Source organism: Pontibacillus chungwhensis (assembly GCF_030166655.1).
Lineage (GTDB): Bacteria > Bacillota > Bacilli > Bacillales > BH030062 > Pontibacillus.
Window position 1 is genome coordinate 2,378,426 of sequence record NZ_CP126446.1, and the last position, 20,246, is coordinate 2,398,671.

Annotated in this window: 18 protein-coding genes and 1 other annotated feature; of the genes, 3 read left to right on the forward strand and 15 right to left on the reverse strand. The window is 40.3% G+C overall.

Going from position 1 to position 20,246, the window contains the following annotated elements; genetic code table 11:
• Nucleotides 1-27: 27 nt before the first annotated feature.
• Entirely contained in the window at nucleotides 28-831 is an 804-nt protein-coding gene (locus tag QNI29_RS12345) for a class I SAM-dependent methyltransferase (RefSeq protein ID WP_231416813.1), read from the forward strand.
• Nucleotides 832-1,108: 277 nt separating this feature from the next.
• Entirely contained in the window at nucleotides 1,109-1,537 is a 429-nt protein-coding gene (locus QNI29_RS12350) for a hypothetical protein (RefSeq protein WP_231416814.1), read from the forward strand.
• A gap of 12 nt (nucleotides 1,538-1,549) precedes the next feature.
• Here the strand turns inward: QNI29_RS12350 and QNI29_RS12355 are convergent, their stop codons facing one another.
• From QNI29_RS12355 to QNI29_RS12415, 13 genes are all read right to left on the reverse strand, one after another.
• On the reverse strand, nucleotides 1,550-2,776 hold the full coding sequence (locus QNI29_RS12355; protein ID WP_231416815.1) for an MFS transporter: 1,227 nt from the start codon (nucleotides 2,774-2,776) through the stop codon (nucleotides 1,550-1,552).
• A gap of 93 nt (nucleotides 2,777-2,869) precedes the next feature.
• Nucleotides 2,870-3,123, reverse strand: a binding site (T-box leader).
• A 94-nt stretch (nucleotides 3,124-3,217) separates the two neighbouring features.
• On the reverse strand, nucleotides 3,218-5,494 hold the full coding sequence (locus tag QNI29_RS12360; RefSeq protein ID WP_231416816.1) for an ABC transporter permease: 2,277 nt from the start codon (nucleotides 5,492-5,494) through the stop codon (nucleotides 3,218-3,220).
• A complete protein-coding gene (locus tag QNI29_RS12365) occupies nucleotides 5,491-6,192 on the reverse strand; it encodes an ABC transporter ATP-binding protein (RefSeq protein ID WP_231416817.1) in 702 nt (233 codons plus the stop codon). Before QNI29_RS12365 ends, QNI29_RS12360 begins: the two co-directional genes overlap by 4 nt.
• 241 nt (nucleotides 6,193-6,433) lie before the next feature.
• Nucleotides 6,434-7,705, reverse strand: coding sequence for a DNA polymerase IV (locus QNI29_RS12370; RefSeq protein WP_255687490.1), 1,272 nt, complete (start codon nucleotides 7,703-7,705; stop codon nucleotides 6,434-6,436).
• Nucleotides 7,706-7,897: 192 nt separating this feature from the next.
• Nucleotides 7,898-8,125: a hypothetical protein gene (locus QNI29_RS12375; RefSeq protein ID WP_231416818.1), complete on the reverse strand. Its 228-nt coding sequence runs from the start codon at nucleotides 8,123-8,125 to the stop codon at nucleotides 7,898-7,900.
• A 24-nt stretch (nucleotides 8,126-8,149) separates the two neighbouring features.
• Nucleotides 8,150-8,728, reverse strand: coding sequence for a hypothetical protein (locus QNI29_RS12380; RefSeq protein ID WP_231416819.1), 579 nt, complete (start codon nucleotides 8,726-8,728; stop codon nucleotides 8,150-8,152).
• A gap of 341 nt (nucleotides 8,729-9,069) precedes the next feature.
• Nucleotides 9,070-9,576, reverse strand: a complete 507-nt coding sequence (locus QNI29_RS12385; protein ID WP_231416820.1) for a hypothetical protein — start codon at nucleotides 9,574-9,576, stop codon at nucleotides 9,070-9,072.
• A 143-nt stretch (nucleotides 9,577-9,719) separates the two neighbouring features.
• On the reverse strand, nucleotides 9,720-10,925 hold the full coding sequence (locus QNI29_RS12390; RefSeq protein ID WP_231416821.1) for an MFS transporter: 1,206 nt from the start codon (nucleotides 10,923-10,925) through the stop codon (nucleotides 9,720-9,722).
• 394 nt (nucleotides 10,926-11,319) lie between these two features.
• Nucleotides 11,320-11,889, reverse strand: a complete 570-nt coding sequence (locus QNI29_RS12395) for a spore coat protein (protein ID WP_231417578.1) — start codon at nucleotides 11,887-11,889, stop codon at nucleotides 11,320-11,322.
• Nucleotides 11,890-12,029: 140 nt separating this feature from the next.
• The gene (locus tag QNI29_RS12400; protein ID WP_231416822.1) at nucleotides 12,030-13,157 is read right to left on the reverse strand and encodes a M20/M25/M40 family metallo-hydrolase; all 1,128 of its coding nucleotides are present in this window, start codon (nucleotides 13,155-13,157) and stop codon (nucleotides 12,030-12,032) included.
• Nucleotides 13,158-13,245: 88 nt separating this feature from the next.
• Nucleotides 13,246-14,793 carry an acyl-CoA carboxylase subunit beta gene (locus tag QNI29_RS12405; RefSeq protein WP_231416823.1) on the reverse strand — a complete coding sequence of 516 codons (1,548 nt, stop codon included), beginning with the start codon at nucleotides 14,791-14,793 and terminating at the stop codon, nucleotides 13,246-13,248.
• Nucleotides 14,793-15,620 (reverse strand): methylmalonyl-CoA epimerase, encoded by an 828-nt coding sequence (gene mce, locus QNI29_RS12410; RefSeq protein ID WP_231416824.1) that lies wholly within the window; start codon nucleotides 15,618-15,620, stop codon nucleotides 14,793-14,795. Before mce ends, QNI29_RS12405 begins: the two co-directional genes overlap by 1 nt.
• A 20-nt stretch (nucleotides 15,621-15,640) precedes the next feature.
• On the reverse strand, nucleotides 15,641-17,293 hold the full coding sequence (locus tag QNI29_RS12415; RefSeq protein ID WP_231416825.1) for an acyl-CoA mutase large subunit family protein: 1,653 nt from the start codon (nucleotides 17,291-17,293) through the stop codon (nucleotides 15,641-15,643).
• Nucleotides 17,294-17,544: 251 nt separating this feature from the next.
• Between QNI29_RS12415 and prli42 the strand changes: the two genes are divergently transcribed.
• Nucleotides 17,545-17,697: a stressosome-associated protein Prli42 gene (gene prli42, locus QNI29_RS12420; RefSeq protein WP_231416826.1), complete on the forward strand. Its 153-nt coding sequence runs from the start codon at nucleotides 17,545-17,547 to the stop codon at nucleotides 17,695-17,697.
• A gap of 82 nt (nucleotides 17,698-17,779) precedes the next feature.
• On the opposite strand, the gene QNI29_RS12425 is transcribed toward prli42, so the two are convergent.
• Both QNI29_RS12425 and QNI29_RS12430 read right to left on the reverse strand, forming a co-directional pair.
• Nucleotides 17,780-17,941, reverse strand: coding sequence for a hypothetical protein (locus QNI29_RS12425; RefSeq protein WP_231416827.1), 162 nt, complete (start codon nucleotides 17,939-17,941; stop codon nucleotides 17,780-17,782).
• 86 nt (nucleotides 17,942-18,027) lie between these two features.
• Nucleotides 18,028-20,094: a thioredoxin domain-containing protein gene (locus QNI29_RS12430; protein ID WP_231416828.1), complete on the reverse strand. Its 2,067-nt coding sequence runs from the start codon at nucleotides 20,092-20,094 to the stop codon at nucleotides 18,028-18,030.
• Between the last annotated feature and the right edge of the window lie 152 nt (nucleotides 20,095-20,246).

Here is a 20,246-nt window from a genome sequence, read left to right on the forward strand (position 1 = left end):
ACAATTTAAGTGGAAGCTATAAAGAGTATGGCAAAAGAACTTATAGTAGGAGTGAGCACAGTGAACCCATCCGCTGAAGATTTTTACAATCAACTAGCAGAACATTACCATATGATTTTTAAGGATTGGGATGAAGCCATTCAATACCAGGGAGAAACCTTAAGCAAACTTCTTACATCACTGATTATCAAAGATCGTAAAGATACATCCTTATTAGATTGTTCGTGTGGGATCGGTACTCAGTCGATTGGTCTTGCCCTCTCCGGTTATAATGTTACCGCAACGGACATTAGTAGAGCAGCAGTGGAGCGGGCAAAACAAGAGGCCTTCACTCGAGACGCGTCTATCTCTTTTGGGATATCTGATTTCCGACGTTTAAATCAAGATATTAAGGGTACCTTTGACATTCTCCTCTCAGCGGACAATTCGCTACCCCATCTCTTAAATGAAGAGGATTTACGTTTGGCAGCTTCACAATTCTATCAGAAAGTGAAGACAGGGGGATGGCTCGTTATTACAATGAGAAACTATGACGAACTGTTAAAAGAAAAGCCTGCCTCTACTCCTCCTAAGTCTCTTAATGAAGGGAATCGAATTGTCTTCCAACTGTGGGATTGGAAAGAGGACGGACGCACGTATACCCTCCACCACTTTATTATGAATAAAACGCAAGACACCTGGCATACAAAACAGTTTTCAACAGATTATCGTGCAATCTTACAAGATGAATTGACCGCTTTATTAGAAGAAGCCGGCTTCTATAATATCAATTGGAAGAGCGCTAAAGAGACAGGTTATTATCAACCTATACTACTTGCAAGGAAACCTTAATTTCTAATAACTTCTGAGCTAGCCTTCACCTGGTATGAGACGCACTTGATTTGTCTATGATAAGAAGTGCAAACTAACAAAAATGTACCAAGAATAGCGTTAACCTTGACTCATTCCTTACTATTCTCTAAGGTTGAACTTACGCTTCACTCTCCCTTATAAAAACAGGGGAGGATGGCGGTTTAAAATGATGCATAACTTCATATGAATAAATAAGCTACACGGGCTGCTCTTAAAGAGCAAAATATACCGAATCAAATGATTGGAGTCTAAATGTATGCACACAAAATGGTTGTGGGCACTCATCCTTTTCGCCGTTGTCCTTACTTCTTGTTCAGCGGTTGAAGAATCTGATGAGCCAATTGCTATTAAAGACTTTTCTTATCATGTTACAAACGAAAATGAAGAAAAAGTTACCTTTACAATTAATCTTGAAATAAGAAATCAAACAAAATCAGAACGCTTCGTCACCCTTATTTATCCGAGCTATATCACTCGCAATAAAATAGGCACCCACCCTCCATTAAGTATTGGTGCGGAACAGGTTACCTATTTAACGAGAAGTATAACCGTTCAAAAGTCAGGCGATTTAACAAATGAAACGATAGGTAAAATTATGAATCAAGACATCCCTTTAGTGGATGGAATAACGATCGGGAAACGATTTGAACTTCCTTCTCCAAAACAAAAAGGCTCTCATGACTGAGAGCCTTTTTGTTTAATGATATAAAAGAGAGACCCTTCTTCTTTTATCCTGAAGCACAGACAAACTGAAAAGAATGGTTGAAAGGCCAGCTAATATCACGCTTGCTACAATTACAGAGCCTTGTAGCGTAAGAAATTCAGCAGTAAAGCCAATTACAATCGTTGCCATAATAGTGAGGAGTGCTTCTAACCAACCGTATATACTGGATACCCTTCCGATTCTATCTGGCGGGATAGAATGTTGTACGAACGTATTAAAACCCGTTTGCATCCAAGCCATGAAGAAGGAAAGGATAAAGAATCCAGTAGCTGCTTGACCCATTACACTTGAAAAACTATACACCACATAACCTGCCCCAACGAATATAGCTCCTAAACCAATCATCATTCGAAAACTAATGAAATGGGAAATCGCGATGAGAACTAAGGAACCCATCACATACCCAGCCCCAGCAATACTTACTAAAAGGCCATATTTTATTTCAGAAAGCATGATTATATTTGTAGAGAAAGCAGCTTCCAAAGAATCAATAGCTGCCACGAACACCATTATAACGCCAACTAAGAAGTAGGTTAGCATCATAAAACGATGGTTTCTTGAAAAGGACCACACATCTTTCCAGTCTCTTTTAAACATTTCATAAGAAGGTTTTTCGAGACTATCCCTCTCTTTATTCGGTTTAGGGAGATAAAAAATAAGCAACGCTGCGATCAAAAAAGAAACTCCATTCAAGATAATCGAAATTTTATAGCCTCCTACCACTAATAATGCTCCTGCAATAGCTGGTCCTAACACAAATCCACCAGAGTCCAGCAAGCTTCTCCATCCATTAAAATGTTTCCTCTTCTCTGACGGAATCAGGTTCGTTATATACGACAAAGCTGTCGGTTCGCTCATAGCACTGGCCATATAAATAATTAGTACCAGTCCGTAGACTATTGTTAGGTTGTTCGTTAAAGGGATCAACAATACCAGCAACCCCCGTATAAAGTCTAATCCAATCATCATATTTCTCTGATTGATACGATCAATTATACTGCCGGCCCATAAATTTGTGGCAATAACAGCAATTGGTCTTGCTATATATAAAAAGGTAACAGCAAGCGGTGATCCTGTTTTGTCTAACACCATGAGATTTAATGCAATAAGGTAAACCCAATCCCCTAGTGCAGAGATTCCAAGCGCTGCTAATAAGATGATAGAAGCGTGCTTTCGTTGCTTTCGATAGACGTGATTCATTTGATTTCCTCCTGTTGTAAGCTACTAACCATTATTCAGGAAGAATGAATCTGTTTACTTTTGCACATAAAAAACACCCCCAAGATTTCTCATCTTGGGGGCGATAATTAATCCGCGGTGCCACCCCAGTTTATTAATATGTCTCCATATTAACCTTTTCGGGTACGACATGTATGAATGCATATACCCTAGCTCTGTAACAGGAGCACCTGGCGCACGATCCCAACTGAATGTTCCCATGCGCAGCTCTAGAGGTTTGGTTCAACCAGTCACGTCCGCCCCTTTTCACCAACCGGAGCTCTCTTTAGGAAATGATGCTGATTTACTCTTCTCTTCACAGCCTTTTAATAATTTCTATAATATTACCAAACTCCCCCACCCTTGTAAACCATTCTTTAATTAGTAAAAGGGTGTCTGGCACCCTTTATCTCGCTAAAGCAATTAATCTTGCTGTTTTTTCAGGGCTTCTTGTAAGGAAACCTTTTTTAGTTTCCTTCTTGAGAGAGTTAAAGATACGTAATAGGTGAATAAGATCGTAACCAAACTCATGCCAATCATTAAGGGACTCAGGTGAACAGGCATAGCGAAACCGGTCTGTTCAACGAGTGAATTCATGAGTTGATCAATGCTTAAGATTCCAATTGGGACAGACAGGATAAACCCAATCAAGACGATTGGTGTATAGACATTTATAATAAGCTTAGAAACTTCTTTATCCGTATAGCCCATGACTTTAAACAGGGAAATTGACGGTGAATTCTCTTCCACGATTAGATTCGTAATGAGGGTTAGGACAATTACCCCTATTAAGAATGCGAAGCCCGCAATGCCAAATACAGAGTACCGTGTTAAAGCAGATGTGGATTCAAAATTTTCAATGATGTCTTGTTTATTCTCAATAAATAAGACGTTTTCTGAGTTTTCCGGCTCTTTATTTGTCCATTTTCCTGTATAAACCTCTTCTGGATACCCTAAAAACTTATTTACCTCACCACGTTCATCATAAATGGAAAAGCCAATATAAACACTCGCGATTCCTTGTACTTTTTTCTTAAGGGTGTTTGAGTTGTAAGCATTCGTTAGAGTAATCGTATCCCCTTCCGCCAAACCGAGTGCGCTCGCAAAGGGTTCGCTCAGGATAACACCTTCTTTAAGTTTGGAATTGAGCAGCTTACCTTCTTCAGTTTTAAGGTGAATTTGGTCTGTGTCAGGCTCTAATCCATAGATCATCGACTGCTGGTCAATTGAATCGATTTTTTCTCCATTCACTTCGCTAATCTCTGCTTCTGCTGCAGTAAATGGGCTTTCCCCTTGGGACGGTGTTTCTTCTTGCAATGTTTTATAGTGAGCAGCGTAATTGTAGGTCAAGATTTCTTTATAGGTTGCATCTACAATACCATCCATACCTTTGTACATCGTTGCCCCAAAGATTAAAAGAATACTAGAAAACATAACCCCTAACAAAATATAAACAGCTCTCGCTTTACTCCTGGCTAACAAACGAGTGCGAAACCGTGTCATAAAGCTTCCCTTATTGAGTAGCGGCAGCCTTTCTAACATGGACTTCTTCCCAGCAGCCGTATCCTTTGGTCGCAACAGATCAAGGGGGGATTGTTGCAAGGGCTTACGGATCACAAAGTAAGTCATAAGGAGTAATATAACATTTGGAATTACAAAACCAATGACAAGGACTTTAGGGTCCCAATCGAAATAAGAAATGCTTGGTAAGTTAAAGTAATTGGAATATAGATCTGTTATTGGAATGGACAATCCAGCACCTGCTGCCACACCGAGCAAAGAGCCTAGCAATCCAATAAAGGCTGCATACATCATATAATGACGAATGAGTTCACGATTACGATAGCCTAGTGCTTTTAACGTCCCGATCTCTTTTCTTTGCATTTCTAAACGGCGCTTCATAATCATAAGTACCATTAGAACCGATAAAGCTAATATAAATAAAGGTAGAGTTGTAATCAACTTTTGCGAGCTTTCAATTTCCGATTCTACAAATTGAATTCGAGGATTCTCCTCTTGATTTAACCATTTCAGTAAGGAGTAATCTTCTGTAACGGTTGATTTGAACGAATCTCTTGCTTGAACAGAAGCACCATCTCCTAATACTTGCGTGACGGTCTGATCAGCAACTGATAAGAGTGTACGTTCTGTCGTAACGCCGATCCCAAATGTACTCGGATCACTAAGAAGATCGCTTTCTCGCTCTAGTATATAGATGTAGTCAGGGAGATAAACGAACCCTGTTACTTCCAGTGCATCTCCGTTTACTTCGATTTCATCTCCTACCTCGATGTTTTGTGCTTTTGCAAAGACAGGAGATAATGCCACTTCTCCAGCTTCTTGTGGCAACGCTCCCTCTGAAGCATACGAGATATTGATCTCATTCGTTAGCGAAAATAACCGAAGCGTTGTGTCTTCATTTGTGTATGGAAGATCCCCATACCTTCTTTCTTCTAATATTAGGTCAAACTTGTCTTCCCATCTTGATAGTTGATTAGAAGGAATCTCATTAGAGAGAATCATATGAAAATCCTCTTGGCTATATTCATCTTTAAATTGAGCGTTCCGATTATCCAAAGTCGAGATTCCCATCGACATAGAAACATAAAGCATAATGGACACAATCAGAAGAATCGTTACGCCTATAAACTGAAACTTCTTCTCTTTAAACTGACGAAGTATACTTTTTCTGAGGATCATACCCACTTCACCTTCTCTGGATCAACGGGCTGCTCATTATAAAAATGCTCCATTATTTCACCGCTTTTCATTCGGATGACTTTATGGGCCATTTCACCAATGCCATTATTGTGTGTAATGATACATACTGTTGTACCATACGTTTCATTTACATATTTCAAAAGGGATAAGATTTTCTTACCTGTTTCTTCATCTAATGCCCCAGTTGGCTCATCACATAGTAAGACTTGAGGATTTTTGATCAGGGCACGTGCAATGGCAACACGTTGCTGTTCCCCTCCACTTAACTGGTAAGGGAATTTGTCCTTTTTATCCCACATTCCAACTTTCTCCAAAATCTCTTTCATGTTAAGAGGATTCTGGCTTAACTCACTTCCTACTTCAACATTTTCAGAAACGGTGAGTGTCGGCATAAGATTATATTGTTGAAAGATAAATCCAAGAGATTGCCTTCTATATTCTGTTAATTCCTTATCTTTCAATTTGGACAATTCATAGTGATGAACCGTTATCTCTCCCTCATCATGACGATCAATCCCTCCAATGACATTAAGCAGTGTAGACTTACCTGAACCTGAAGGGCCCAAAATCGCGACAATTTCTTGATCAGGGATTTCAATAGAAACATTCTTTAACGCATGAACAGTCACTTCACCGCTTTGATATATCTTGTTCACATTTGATAGTACGATACTCATACGCTCATCTCCATTTAATAATTTGAAATATAATTATAAAATCATTTCATTTCTAGCTTCATCTTACCTCAATATATGTAAGAAGACAACGTTTTTTGAACCGAATATATAAAATAAATTCAAAACTCCAGATCTCTATATATCTAAAGCACTAAAGCGTGCCAGACACCCTTTAACAAAGTAAAGGGTGTCTGGCACGCTTTAGTGCTCCACAGTCATAAAAAAACAAACTAGCGTCTGTCTAGTTTGTTTCCGAATCAGATGATTGGTGTTTTTTAAAATCGTCCAGAAAGTCTTTTTGAAAACTGGTGGTTGGGGTCGCTTTTGGCTTAGCCTTTAATTTCTTAAATGGATTGGACCCGTATTTGTCCGTTAATTCTCCAATGGCGGAATACAATTTTTCGTTTTTAGCTTCCTTTTCATACGTAAACAAGTCAAGCTGTAGCGTTGCGTCCTGCTTTTCACTTAGGTCCTGTGCAGTAACACCCATAAGTCGGATAGGCGTCCCGTTCCAGTGGTCTTCCCAAAGTTTTACGGCGTATTGATAAATCTCTTCCACTTTACTGATATATTCAGGTAATTGTTTGCTTCTTGTAATGGTTCTCCGGTCGTGATACCGAATCATTAGCTGAATATTTCTTGAAACAACCTCTTTATTCTCCATACGATCGGCAACTTTCTGTGATAATTGACGAAGGAGTTTTGTAATTTCGATATCATCGGTCGTATCATGAGGCAATGTCTGGGAATTCCCAATACTTTTGAACTCGCTAACCGCATCAGGATCCACAAGTCGATCGTCTATTCCGTTTGCACGATTTTGTAGACGCTCCCCATTAATCCCAAGCTTCCCTTTTAAAGCATACACGTCTGCTTTTGCAAGATCTTCTATCGTATGAATATGGCTATTGATTAATTTCTCAGCGGTTTTCTCTCCTACCCCATACATTTCTCTAACAGGCAACGGCCACAATTTCGTTGGTATATCACGCTTTCTAAGTACCGTAATTCCCATTGGCTTTTTCATATCTGAAGCCATCTTAGCAAGAAATTTATTCGGCGCAATCCCTATAGAACTAGGGAGTTCGAGCTGCTCCATAATGGTCTTTTGGATCCAATTTGCAATATCTAAAGGAGTACCCTGATCTTCGCAATCGGTAATATCCATATACCCCTCATCAATTGAAACAGGCTGAACAAGATGTGTGACTTGAGAAAGAATGGAGAACATCTCTCTAGAAGCCTTTCGATAACGGTCAAAATTAGGACGCATCACAATCATATCGGGACAAAGACGCCTTGCTTGCCACAGAGGCATAGTGGTCTTTACACCCTTTGCCCGCGCTTCATAACTGGCGGTTACAACTATTCCCTTTCGTTCCTCAGGGTTTCCCGCAATCGCGAGAGGTTTACCTTTCAATTCTGGATTGTAAGCCATCTCAACAGAAGCATAGAAACTGTTCATATCAACATGGAAAATCACACGTCCATTCTTCGGATACCACTTCGACAAATCAACACACCTCCTCACTAACGAACATTCGTTCTATAATCTATTGTAACACATCTACCAACCCTACGCCTCCCGTCCAACTCAAAACCCTTTCGTGTCAGACACCCTTTACCTTAGTAAAGGGTGTCTGACACGACCTGGCTCATTACACAGAAAAAAACCCTTCCAACTATAGGGAGTTTGATTATCTCTCTACAGGTTGGAAGGATTTTCTTCCCCTTCGTTTGAGCAAGCAGTCTGATTTTCTTTATTTATGCAAGAACCCATGGAGTTGGCGGTTCTTGCCGCTGCTCGATTATAAACCATATCAAACTTACTTTTCGCAAGCCTGCGCTTTGCAATGGATTCAAAAGGATTTTGCAGCACATTCAAATATGATTCCAGTTGCTCTCTCTCTTCTTGAGTTAATCGGACTTTCATAACAAACCTCTTTCCGTGGAGTATTTATGGTTCCTTTGTTGCCGCAATTTCATCGGAAGAGTTATTCTTATGGTACAAGTGCGGACTTCTGTCCTCTTCTGAACAGGCTAATTTGTTTTCATAATCAATACAGGCATTTTCAAGAGATTCTTTTTGGTACTTTTGAATGTACGATAACCCAGCATACCCTGCAAGTAACGATGTTACAATAATAGATAGCTGATTTTCTGTACCCGTTAGCGTAACAGTGCTTTTGGCTATAATGCCAGCCCCAACCCCTATAATGAGGTCACCAATGACGCCAAGTTCGAATAAAATCGGATCGGTGTTCTTGTTATCTCCATACCGGATTCCAATTAAAAACAATAAGAAACTAATAAACGCGTTCACAATCGTGACAATCAGCATCAACGCTCTCATTGTTCCCCGATAAGAAGATTGGCTCCACTCTTCAAACCCCTTGAACTTAAAATCAATACTTACAATCGGAAGTAAAATACACGCATTTCGTTTATAATGACCAATCAATGCCCCCACCAAGCTTACTAAAATCGCCAATTTAAAAATGTGCCATAGCTCGACTAGTGAATAAACCTGATCCATATCATCACCCTTCTCTATAGTATTATCCTTATCATACTATTATTGTAAGAATTTTCAATCATTTTTAACGTAATTGAATCTATAGCATTAGAGGTTGTCACATTTCAATAGGTAAAAAGTCTATTTTAAATACGAACGCATGTACCATTAGACATGGTCTTTAGCCCTCCTTTAGATATTTATTCCTGAATTTCCGCGGGCATGCTGTCCTTTACTTCGTTCAGTCCGGGGTCTCCTCGTTCCAAAGACACCTCTAGCTAATGTTTTATAGCATTAAACGGGAGATGACGGTTGCTAAAATCAAAAAAGAGAGCACCTTTTCAAGGCACTCTCTAACACTCTTACCATACTCCATAACTTATCCCCATCTTGTAAACTATACCAAAATAAAGGAAGATAACACTTACACCAATCCAAATAGAAGATTTACTTTTCTCAAGCCAACCTGCTATCACCGTTCGAATACCAAATAAAAATAGTATAAGTGATAAAGCTAACCTTCTATTGAACTCCCTCACCATGTAGTCATCGAAACCTGTCTGACCATTAACAATAAAGGGGCCACTTTCTAGCGAGATGGATACAAGAAAACATGAGACCTGGAGGATCATTATTATCGGAAAAACAATCCCTTTGGTTACCCCTTTTTCCTGCAAATACCGGTGTACATTAGATTGGACTTTATTAGAACGGATATACGTAATGATAGAGCTTATTACAAGGATAGGAACTCCAAACCATAAAGCATTCATCAACGTGAGTGAGTTCAAAACCCAAATTAAAATCCCTAAACTAATAAAATATAAAACGACGTCACGAAAAGGAAGACGGGTTCCTTCTTGAGCCAATTCATCCTCACCTCCCCGCCCTATTTTATCCTTAAAATGGAATAGAATGCAATATAATACACCCTGGTTCTTTGGTGAACCAGGGTGCTGCGTTCGGGTGATTTATCTAGTTATCTAACTCGGAGTGCCCTTTCTGAGTCAGATTAGTCTTCTTTACGTTCCATCGAACGAAGAACCGCTGTTAATAATATAGCGCCAACTACCATGACAGCACCTACCCAAGGTGTGTGCTCAAGTCCAATAGAGTCTACAATTATTCCCCCAACAAACGATCCAATCGCAATCCCGACGTTAAAAGCTGCAATATTTAAAGCTGATGCTACGTTAACAGCAGATGGAACATATTTTTCAGCCAGGTTCACAACAAGGATTTGCAAAGCAGGAACGTTCATGAATGCAAACAGACCCATAAAGAAGATAGTAATTAAACCAAGTACTTTAAATGGCGCTGTTACCGTTAAGATAAATAGAATAATAGCTTGGAATACAAACATCCAAAACAGAGCTTTTAGTGGATTTTTGTTTGAAGCTTTTCCACCGATGGTGTTACCAATCGCAACGGCCACACCATATCCAACTAAGATAATACTTACCCAACGGGCGCTAAATCCTGTAATATCTTCTAATATCGGAGAAAGATACGTAAAGGCTACGAACGTACCTCCATACCCTAGACCTGTAATGACAAAAGCTAAGATTAATTTACCATTTGTTAAAATCTTAAGCTGTTCACTAAATTTCGCTGGTGGTGCTTCTTTAAGATCTTTAGGGACCAATATCGCACTGGAAATAACACCAATAAGACCTAGTAGTGCGACTCCCCAGAAGGTTGCTCTCCAACCAAAGGCTTGTCCAATAAATGTCCCAAGTGGAACACCTGTTACGGTCGCAACTGTTAAGCCTGTAAACATAAATGCTATTGCACTGGCACGCTTATGCTGCGGAACTAAATCAGCAGCAATTGTTGCGCCAATCGAGAAGAATATGCCATGTGAGAACGCCGTAATAAAGCGAGCTATAAATAAGACTGTAAAACTAGTTGATAACGCCGCTACAGAGTTACCTACTATAAACAGAACCATCAAAGACATCAGAAGCGTTTTTCGATTCATCTTGGATGTTAATGCTGTAAGAACCGGTGCCCCAATAGATACTCCAATTGCATATCCAGAAATCAAAAGACCTGCCAACGTAATCGATATAGATAAATCATCAGCAATCGATGAAAGAAGTCCAACTGGAACAAACTCCGTTGTTCCAATACCAAAGGCACTAATCGCTAGCGCAAGTAGCGCCAGTGTGCCTCCTTTATTTTGAGCTTGATTTGAATGTTGTGTGTTAGAACTCATTAAAGAGATCCTCCTTTGAACTATCGTTAATAATCACTGAATAGATAAGGCGCCATTACCTATCCAACTTGCGTACATTACATTATGCAATGTACTTCATCTTTGCGGAAGTACGCACTTTAAAGTACGGTAGGTACTAAAAAGTAACTATAAGCTGTTTCATACATAAGACTATTGCTTACGGCTTGTCTGTTTCCTTCACTGCCGTTGCAACAATTGCTATTATGCATCGTAAAAATATAAGAAAAAAGTACGTACTTTCATGTAGTATAGGTACCTTTTTGTAACTTTTAAGAGCACTCATGGGATTAGACGGCTTAAATATTTTTAAGTTGTTTTAAACATAAGGGACACAAAAAAAAGAGTCACCTTTTAAGGTGACTCTTTTTCCAAATTATTGCATAGGCTTTTGATTGGTCTGAACATAACTTTGAAGCATCTGGTTCATGTCCTGAGGATTTAATTGTGGAACTTGATAATACCCATGTTTGTTCTGATAAAGAAAGATTTCATACGACATTTCAATTAAGTTTGGAACGCTATCTGCTATGACGCGTCTTAATACGGGATTTGTCATCTCTAAAGCCGTCATCGAAAACAGCGTAGCTAGAGACTTCGTTTGTCCTAACATGTAAGCAGATAACCCTTTATCAGATAGTTCTTGTACAGATTGATTGGGCTTTTTTGGCTCTCCCTGATTTAATCCATAAACGGTCGTATGATCTTCTTCCATCTTGTATACTTGGGTAGAAACAGACGGTTTATTTCCCGTGCTAAAGCTCTCTACAATCGTATTATACATCGTTTCAATAAAAGCGTACTGACGATTTAAAATATCCTTTAACTTCTGGTCTTGTATGTGCTGTTCATACATTTGGTATTGATCCATTAAACTTATAACAGATGCAATAACTTCGTGAGCATCAAAAAGCTCATGACCTCCATGGTTAGTCGATGGGGCCATGTTCTTTTGATTCGTAGTTGAATCGTTTTGTTGTTGCACGTTTATCCCTCCTGTATCCATCAGTCCATAGTGTCTACGATCCACAGAAGAAATATGTAAAAAAGCCTTCCACCTGACATAACAGGCGGAAGGCTTTTGACTTATTTTTGAGCTGTTTCTTGTACAATTGCTGCCACGAGTTCAGCTGTTTTCTCTAGTTCATCAAGAGGCATACGTTCATTCGTTGTGTGGATCTCTTCGTATCCTACACAAAGGTTCACCGTCGGAATTCCGTGACCTGCAATAATATTTGCATCACTACCTCCACCGCTAGTAAGAAGATCAGTAGAACGACCGATCGCCTTCGCAGCACGTCTGGCTACTTCAACGACTTCTTCCCCTTCACTATGTTTGAAGCCTGGGTACATAACTTGGGTTTCAATATCTACACTTCCGCCCATTTCTTCAGCAGTCTCTTCAAGGGCTTTTCGCATCTTTTCCACTTGAGCTTCCATTTTTTCCGGAACAAGTGAACGAGCTTCAGCTAGGATTTCTACGTGATCACAAACAATATTCGTCTTCTGACCACCTTCAAAACGGCCGATATTTGCCGTCGTCTCTTCATCAATGCGTCCAAGCGGCATTTTTGAGATGGCACGAGCCGCTAGTGTAATCGCTGAAATTCCTTTTTCAGGAGCGACACCTGCGTGTGCAGTCTTCCCTTTAACCACTGCATTCAGCTTAGCTTGTGTAGGTGCTGCCACTACGATATTCCCAACTTTCCCATCACTATCAAGAGCATAGCCATATTTAGCAGTTAAATGTTCAGGATTCAGCGCTTTAGCTCCGACTAAACCTGATTCTTCACCAACTGTAATGATAAACTGAATATCCCCATGCTCTACATTATTCTCTTGAAGGGTACGGATCGCTTCAAAAATAGCAGCTAATCCAGTCTTATCATCCGCCCCAAGGATCGTTGTGCCATCTGTAACCACATAGCCATCCTGAATAGTAGGTTTCACGCCATTACCAGGTACAACTGTATCCATATGAGAAGTAAAGTAAATTGGATCCACACCCCCCTTACTTCCTTTCAGGGTACAGATAAGATTCCCAGCGCCATGCCCTGTCACTTCCTTGGCATTGTCTTCAAAAACCTCGACACCAAGGTCTGTAAATTTCTTTTTCAATACTTCGTTTATCTTTGCTTCGTCTCCCGTTTCTGAGTCAATTTGAACCAACTCAAGAAATTCTTCAATTAATCGGTCACGATTTACAGTAAGCATATATGCTGCCTCCTTCAATATGTAAAAAAAGAGATGACTCTCTATTAGTACGTTAGCGAAAGCCATCTCAAGTGTCAAACGATGTTTCTTATAAAGGAATATTTCCGTGCTTTTTCTTTGGTCGTTCTTCTTTTTTATTTTTAAGCATATCTAGTGCCTGAATAAGAGAGATTCTTGTCTCTCTAGGATCAATAACATCATCGACCATACCAAGACCTGCAGCTACATAAGGATTGGCAAATCTTTCACGGTATTCATTGATTTTCTCCTGACGAGTCGCTTCAGGATTTTCACTCCCCTTTATGTCTCTGGCAAAAATAATATTTGCTGCTCCCTCTGGCCCCATCACCGCAATTTCAGCATTCGGCCACGCGTAGACAAGGTCTGCTCCAATTGATTTACTATTTAACGCCACATAAGCCCCGCCATATGCTTTTCGAGTAATGACTGTTATCTTTGGAACAGTCGCTTCTGAATAAGCATATAAGATTTTAGCTCCGTGTCTGATAATTCCACCATGCTCTTGTTTAACACCCGGGAAAAACCCAGTTACGTCTTCAAATGTAATGAGTGGAATATTAAATGAATCACAAAAGCGAATAAAACGGGAAGCTTTATCAGAAGAATCAATATCCAGACCACCAGCCATCACTTTAGGCTGGTTGCAAACGAGTCCCACCGTTTTCCCTTTAATGCGAGCGAATCCAACCACAACGTTCTTCGCAAAGTCTGGATGAATTTCAAAGAAGGAGTTTTCATCCGTTACCTGATCAATAATGGTCCTTACATCATAGGGACGAATGGGATCAAACGGGATTAAGTCTGTGAGGTCTGGTCTGTAATGATCCTCCTCATCCATTTCTATTTGACGAGGTTTCTCTTCATTATTAGCAGGTAGGTAATCAATTAAAGAACGGACCTGATCTAACGCTTCTTCTTCTGTCTTTGCTTTCAAATGAGCATTTCCGCTTTTACTATTATGTACATGCGCTCCACCTAGGTCCTCAGAAGAGATTTGCTCACCTGTTACGGTTTCGATTACTTTAGGTCCTGTTATAAACATTTGGGACGTTTCCTCAACCATAATAACGAAATCTGTAATCGCAGGAGAATAAACCGCTCCCCCTGCGCAAGGTCCCATAATAACAGAAATTTGTGGAATCACTCCTGAATAGATCGAATTTCGATAAAAGACTTGCCCATAACCATCAAGAGAAGTGACTCCTTCTTGAATTCGAGCGCCACCTGAGTCGTTTAAACCGATAAAGGGGACACCATTTTTGACAGCAAGATCCATGGCCGCAGCAATTTTTTTTGCGTGCATTTCACCTAATGCCCCACCGAAGACCGTAAAATCCTGGGCAAATAAGTACACATCATTGCCTTTAATCTTCCCAAAACCGGTAACGACCCCTTCACCAGGTGCTTCTTTCCCTGCCATTCCAAACTCTGTGCCCCGGTGCTCAATAAATGGGTTGAGTTCCACGAACGTTCCTTCATCAAGGAGATAGTCAATTCGTTCTCTAGCTGTCATCTTTCCCTTATCTCGTTGTTTTTGTATACGTTCATCTCCACCGCCCATTTCTATGGTTCTTCTTCTATCATAGAGTTCATTAATCTTATTATAAATATCCATTACGTTTGGTCACCTCCATGCTGACATAACTCATATAAAACACCGTTAGATGCTTTCGGGTGTAAAAAAGCGACATCAGCATTGTGTGCCCCTTTCTTTGGCACCTCATTGAGTAAAGGAACGCCATCAGCCCTATATTGTTTTAACCGATCGCCTATATCCGATACCTCAAATGCAATATGATGGATTCCTTCTCCTTTCTTCTTAATAAACTGAGCAATTGAAGAATCATCACTTAACGGCTCTAACAATTCGATTTGAGTCTCCCCAATTGGTAAGAAGGCAACTTTAACGCCTTCACTCTCAACTGTTTCAACATGTGTAAGAGTAAGACCAAGGGTATCTGTGTAAAACGGAAGAGTTTGTTCAATGTTCTGTACAGCGATTCCAATGTGAGCAATCTTCTCTGGCGGTTTAACCTCTGCGGATTGTTCAGGATCAACAAGCCGTTGAATGTATTTCGCTACCTCATCTGTCGAACTACCAGGTGTAAAGATCTTCTTAATCCCTTTTTCCTCTAAGAACGGAATATCTTCAGCTGGAATAACACCGCCACCAAAAACAGGGATATCCTCTGCATTGTATTTTTTTAATGTTTCCACAATTTTTGGAAACAGTGACCGGTGCGCGCCTGATAATGAGGATAATCCCACAATATCGACATCTTCTTGAATAGCTGCTTGAGCAATCTGATCAGGCGATTGGCGCAGCCCAGTATAAATGACCTCCATACCATGGTCACGAAGAGCTTGCGAAATGACAAGCGCTCCACGATCATGCCCATCAAGTCCTGGTTTCGCTATAAGTACACGTATTTTTCTATCCATAACCGTTCCCCCTCTTCTAATTAGCGCGCAACATATTCTCCGAATTCTCTTCGAAGGGTGTGACAAATCTCACCAACAGTAGCGTATGCTTTTACGGCTTCAAGAATATGCGGCATTAAATTATCGTTTTGATCTTGGGCTGCTTGCTTAATCCGATTGAGCGCTTGCTCGACACGTTCCTGGTCTCGATGAATACGAATGTTACCTGTCTTCTGTACCTGAGCTTTCTCTAAATATTCGTCAACTTTTAATAACTCTGGATTAACTTCTTCGTCAATCTTATACTGATTCATCCCGACGATCACATCTTCTCCACTTTCAATTCTCTTCTGTGTTTCATAAGCAGCGTGGTGAATTTCCCGTTGCATGTAGCCCTCTTCGACAGCTTGAACAGCTCCACCGATCTCACGAATCTGATCCAGGTATTGATTGACTTGTTCTTCAATTTGATCCGTTAACTTCTCAACATAATAAGAACCAGCTAAAGGATCAACAGTATCTGCAACGCCACTTTCATTCGCAATAATTTGTTGGGTTCTTAGGGCTATGCGTGCAGACTCTTCGGTCGGTAGTGCCAAAGCTTCATCGCGAGAGTTTGTGTGTAAACTTTGCGTCCCGCCCATTACAGCTGATAAAGCTTGCAACGCTACACGGACAATATTGTTATCAGGCTGCTGTGCTGTAAGAGTAGACCCCCCTGTTTGGGTGTGGAACCTAAGCTTCCAACTTTTTGGATCTTCCGCTTTATAATGTTCTTTCATAATTTTTGCCCACACTCTGCGAGCCGCCCTGAATTTAGCCGCTTCTTCAAAAAATTGATTATGTGCGTTAAAAAAGAAGGCTAGACGTGGTGCGAATTGATCGACTTTAAGACCTGATTCAATGGCTGCATCTACATAAGCCAATCCATTTGCAAGAGTGAATGCCACTTCCTGTACGGCAGTAGATCCTGCTTCTCTGATATGATAGCCCGATATACTAATCGTATTGAACTTAGGGACATGCTCATGACAATAACCAAAGATGTCCGTAATGATTCTCATAGATGGCTTAGGAGGAAAAATGTACGTTCCTCTCGCAATATACTCTTTTAAAATATCGTTCTGAATCGTACCTGTTAATTTCTCCTTCGGTACACCTTGTTTTTCCCCAACAGCGATATACATACAAAGTAATACAGAAGCAGGGGCGTTAATGGTCATGGATGTGCTTACTTGCTCAAGAGGAATCTCGTTAAACAACGTTTCCATATCAGCTAGACTATCAATGGCTACCCCGACCTTCCCGACTTCTCCTTCGGCCATAGGATCATCAGAGTCATATCCAATTTGCGTTGGTAGATCGAAAGCTACAGAAAGTCCCGTTTGCCCTTGATCGAGCAAATAACGGAACCGTTTATTTGTTTCCTCCGCGGAACCAAAGCCTGCATATTGACGCATGGTCCAGTATCTACTTCGATACATTGTAGGTTGGATCCCCCGTGTAAATGGATATTGCCCGGGAAACCCTATATCATTAATATAATCTTCATTGATTTCATTTGGTGAATAAAGACGATCAATTTCAATATGGGAACTCGTTTCGAACGGTTCCTTCCTCTCTGGAAATCGTTCGATTGCTTTCTTGGATTGTTCCTCCCATTTTTGTTTTTGCTCATTATAGGTTGACCCCATCCGAACTCCCCCTTTTAGATAAAATACGCATCATTTTGAACGTATTCGATAAAGAACAAGAAAACCCTTTCAATTTTTCGACAATTTTATTGTATCATGAAACTGGTTATAAAATGAATCATTATTCACTATAAGAGTAATGTTCAACAATACGAAGAGAAGGGCTTTGGTATTATAAAAAAGGAGACTTGTTCCATTCACGGATTCGGGTTAAAATAGGACTAGTATCGGGGATGAAGGAGGTCAATACGATGGCATCTAAAACAGCTCAAAATAAACAAACAGAAGCGCCTCAAAAGCGTAAACCATCTAAGAGGGAAAAACGCCAGAAAGTTGTAGTCTATTTAATGATCGTAACGATGTTGCTAACATCACTACTTGCTGGAGCAGGTATGTTTTTATAAGCTAAGAGACACAAAAAGAGCATTTGGCTTCTATAGCCAAATGCTCTTTTCTTTTATAGGTACTCTCGTTGTGAAAGAAGCGTTACTCACCGCCTCCTCCACCGTCACCACCATCTCCAAACAAACCAAAGCCAGAAGAGTCTCCGCCACTCGCATCACTGTCCCCATACGTGTCTCGATTTTTCGTTCGGAAACTGGAGGTTACCATAGCTAGGACAACAATAATAAACAATAAAAATCCCAAATAACTCACCTCTTATTCAATATAGACGAATGAACGGTTCTTTGGGTTTCAGTTTTTCCAACAGAGATAAAGGTGTGATGTTCTCCTCACACCTTTAAATATCGAAATGCTTTATCCACCCTTGTCGTTGGGGTATGGCAGCTGAAATTCTCACAAATATACGCAGTCGATTGATTATTCAAATATGTGTAGTCACCTGCAAAAGGGGCAACCTCTTTAAGTTCTTCAGGACTTACTGCAACAAGTGTGGTATTAGACGGATAGAAGTCATTTCTTAAAGAGTCCAGTAATGGTTTCATTCCGTTATTCATTCCTTGTAAGATCACAACTTCTTTCATGTTACTTTTTGTAAGTAAGTACGTTTGCATCAAGTAAACATGGCCGTCCGAATACTTAGCTAGGTCGTCTGAGAAAGCATGAAGCATTTTCTCTACCACCTCTTCTTTCTGATGATCTCCCGTTAAGCGGGCCAATCGTAAAAGCTGGAGAGCAGCCACGCTATTACCAGATGGAACGGCGCCATCTGCTGCTTCTTTAGGTCTGGCGATCAATTGTTCATGATCGTGGCCGTATAAATAAAACCCTCCACCTTCTTCATCAAGAAACAGCTTAAACATGTTCTCACTCAGGTGATTAGCCTTTTGGATATACTCAAGATCGTAAGTAGCTTCATACATTTCAAGGTAAGCCCACAACATGTAGGCATAATCATCAATTAAACCAAGGTGTTTGACCTCCCCGTCTCTGTAGCGGACCATAAGCCGATCATCTACGATCAGATGGGTTTCGATAAACTCAAGTCCATGTTTCGCCGCGTTTATATACGTATCATTCTCAAATACCCGAGAAGCTTTAGCTAATGCGGCAATCATCATCCCATTCCAAGATGTAATCACTTTATCATCCTTAAAGGGATGAATACGTTTCTTTCGCGCTTCAAACAATTTTGCTCTAGAATGATCGAGGGCTTCAGCAAGTTCTTTTTCAGTACTATTGTAAGAGGAGGCATATTGTTGTAAATCAATACCGATTACGTTCGGAATACTCTTCCCTTCAAAATTTCCATGATCGGTAATATTGTAGATCTCACAGAACTGTTCTCCTAATGAATTCCCGAGCACTCCCTTAATCTCATCCGGGGTCCATACATAAAATTTGCCTTCCTCCCCTTCAGAATCAGCATCTTCGGCAGAGTAAAACCCTCCTTCAGGATGGGTCAGGTCCCTTAATACATAAGACATTATTTCATCAGCTGTTTTCTTAAAACGAGGTTCCTTCGTCACCTGGTATGCTTCTGTATAAGCAATCCCAAGTAAAGCCTGGTCATATAACATTTTCTCAAAATGAGGAACAAGATATTTCTCATCCACGCTATACCGTGAAAAGCCAAATCCTACATGATCGTAAATCCCCCCAGCAGCAAGCCCATCGAGTGTTTTAGTGACCATATTTAGCGCTTCTTCTTGACCAGAGTAATCATAATACCTAAGTAAAAATGTAAGTGTATGGGGTCTTGGGAATTTAGGGGCGTTTCCAAAACCGCCATAAGTGCGATCAAATTGCTTAAATAAGGTGCTATAAGTGTGATCGAGCACCTCTTCAGAAAGTTCTGTTGAAGGTGTTATATGAAAGGCCTGATCAAGGGCATGTTGAACATTCTTTTCAATATTTTTCACTTTATCAGGTTGCTGCTTAAAGTTTTGATAAAGTTGAATGATGACATCTTTCAAGCCCGGCATTCCATACCGACTTTCTTTCGGGAAATACGTCCCTGAATAAAAAGGAACTTGTTCAGGGGTCATAAACACACTTAGCGGCCATCCCCCCATGCCGTTCATCATATGGCAAATGGTCATATAAACGGAATCGAGATCAGGACGCTCCTCCCGGTCCACTTTAATGGCTACAAACCGCTCATTTATCATTTGGGCCACTTCTTGATCTTCAAAGGATTCCCTTTCCATTACATGACACCAATGACAAGTTGAATATCCAATGGAAAGAAATATCGGCTTTCCTTCCCTCTTTGCTTTCTGAAAGGCTTCCTCGCCCCAAGGATACCAATCAACAGGGTTATAAGCATGTTGAAGAAGGTAGGGGGATTTTTCATGGTTTAAACGATTCGCTTTATTATGTAATGACTTATTTTGCATAATGCACACCTCACTTCCATTGTGATTGCAACTATAACATAGTTATAGGTAGATTTTGTCGATGGCGACGTTGTTATTCTTCTCATAAACGACCTATTTCTAGAGACACTAAGAACGAAGACACTCTTCAGAGAGGATGTTTTAATGAGAAA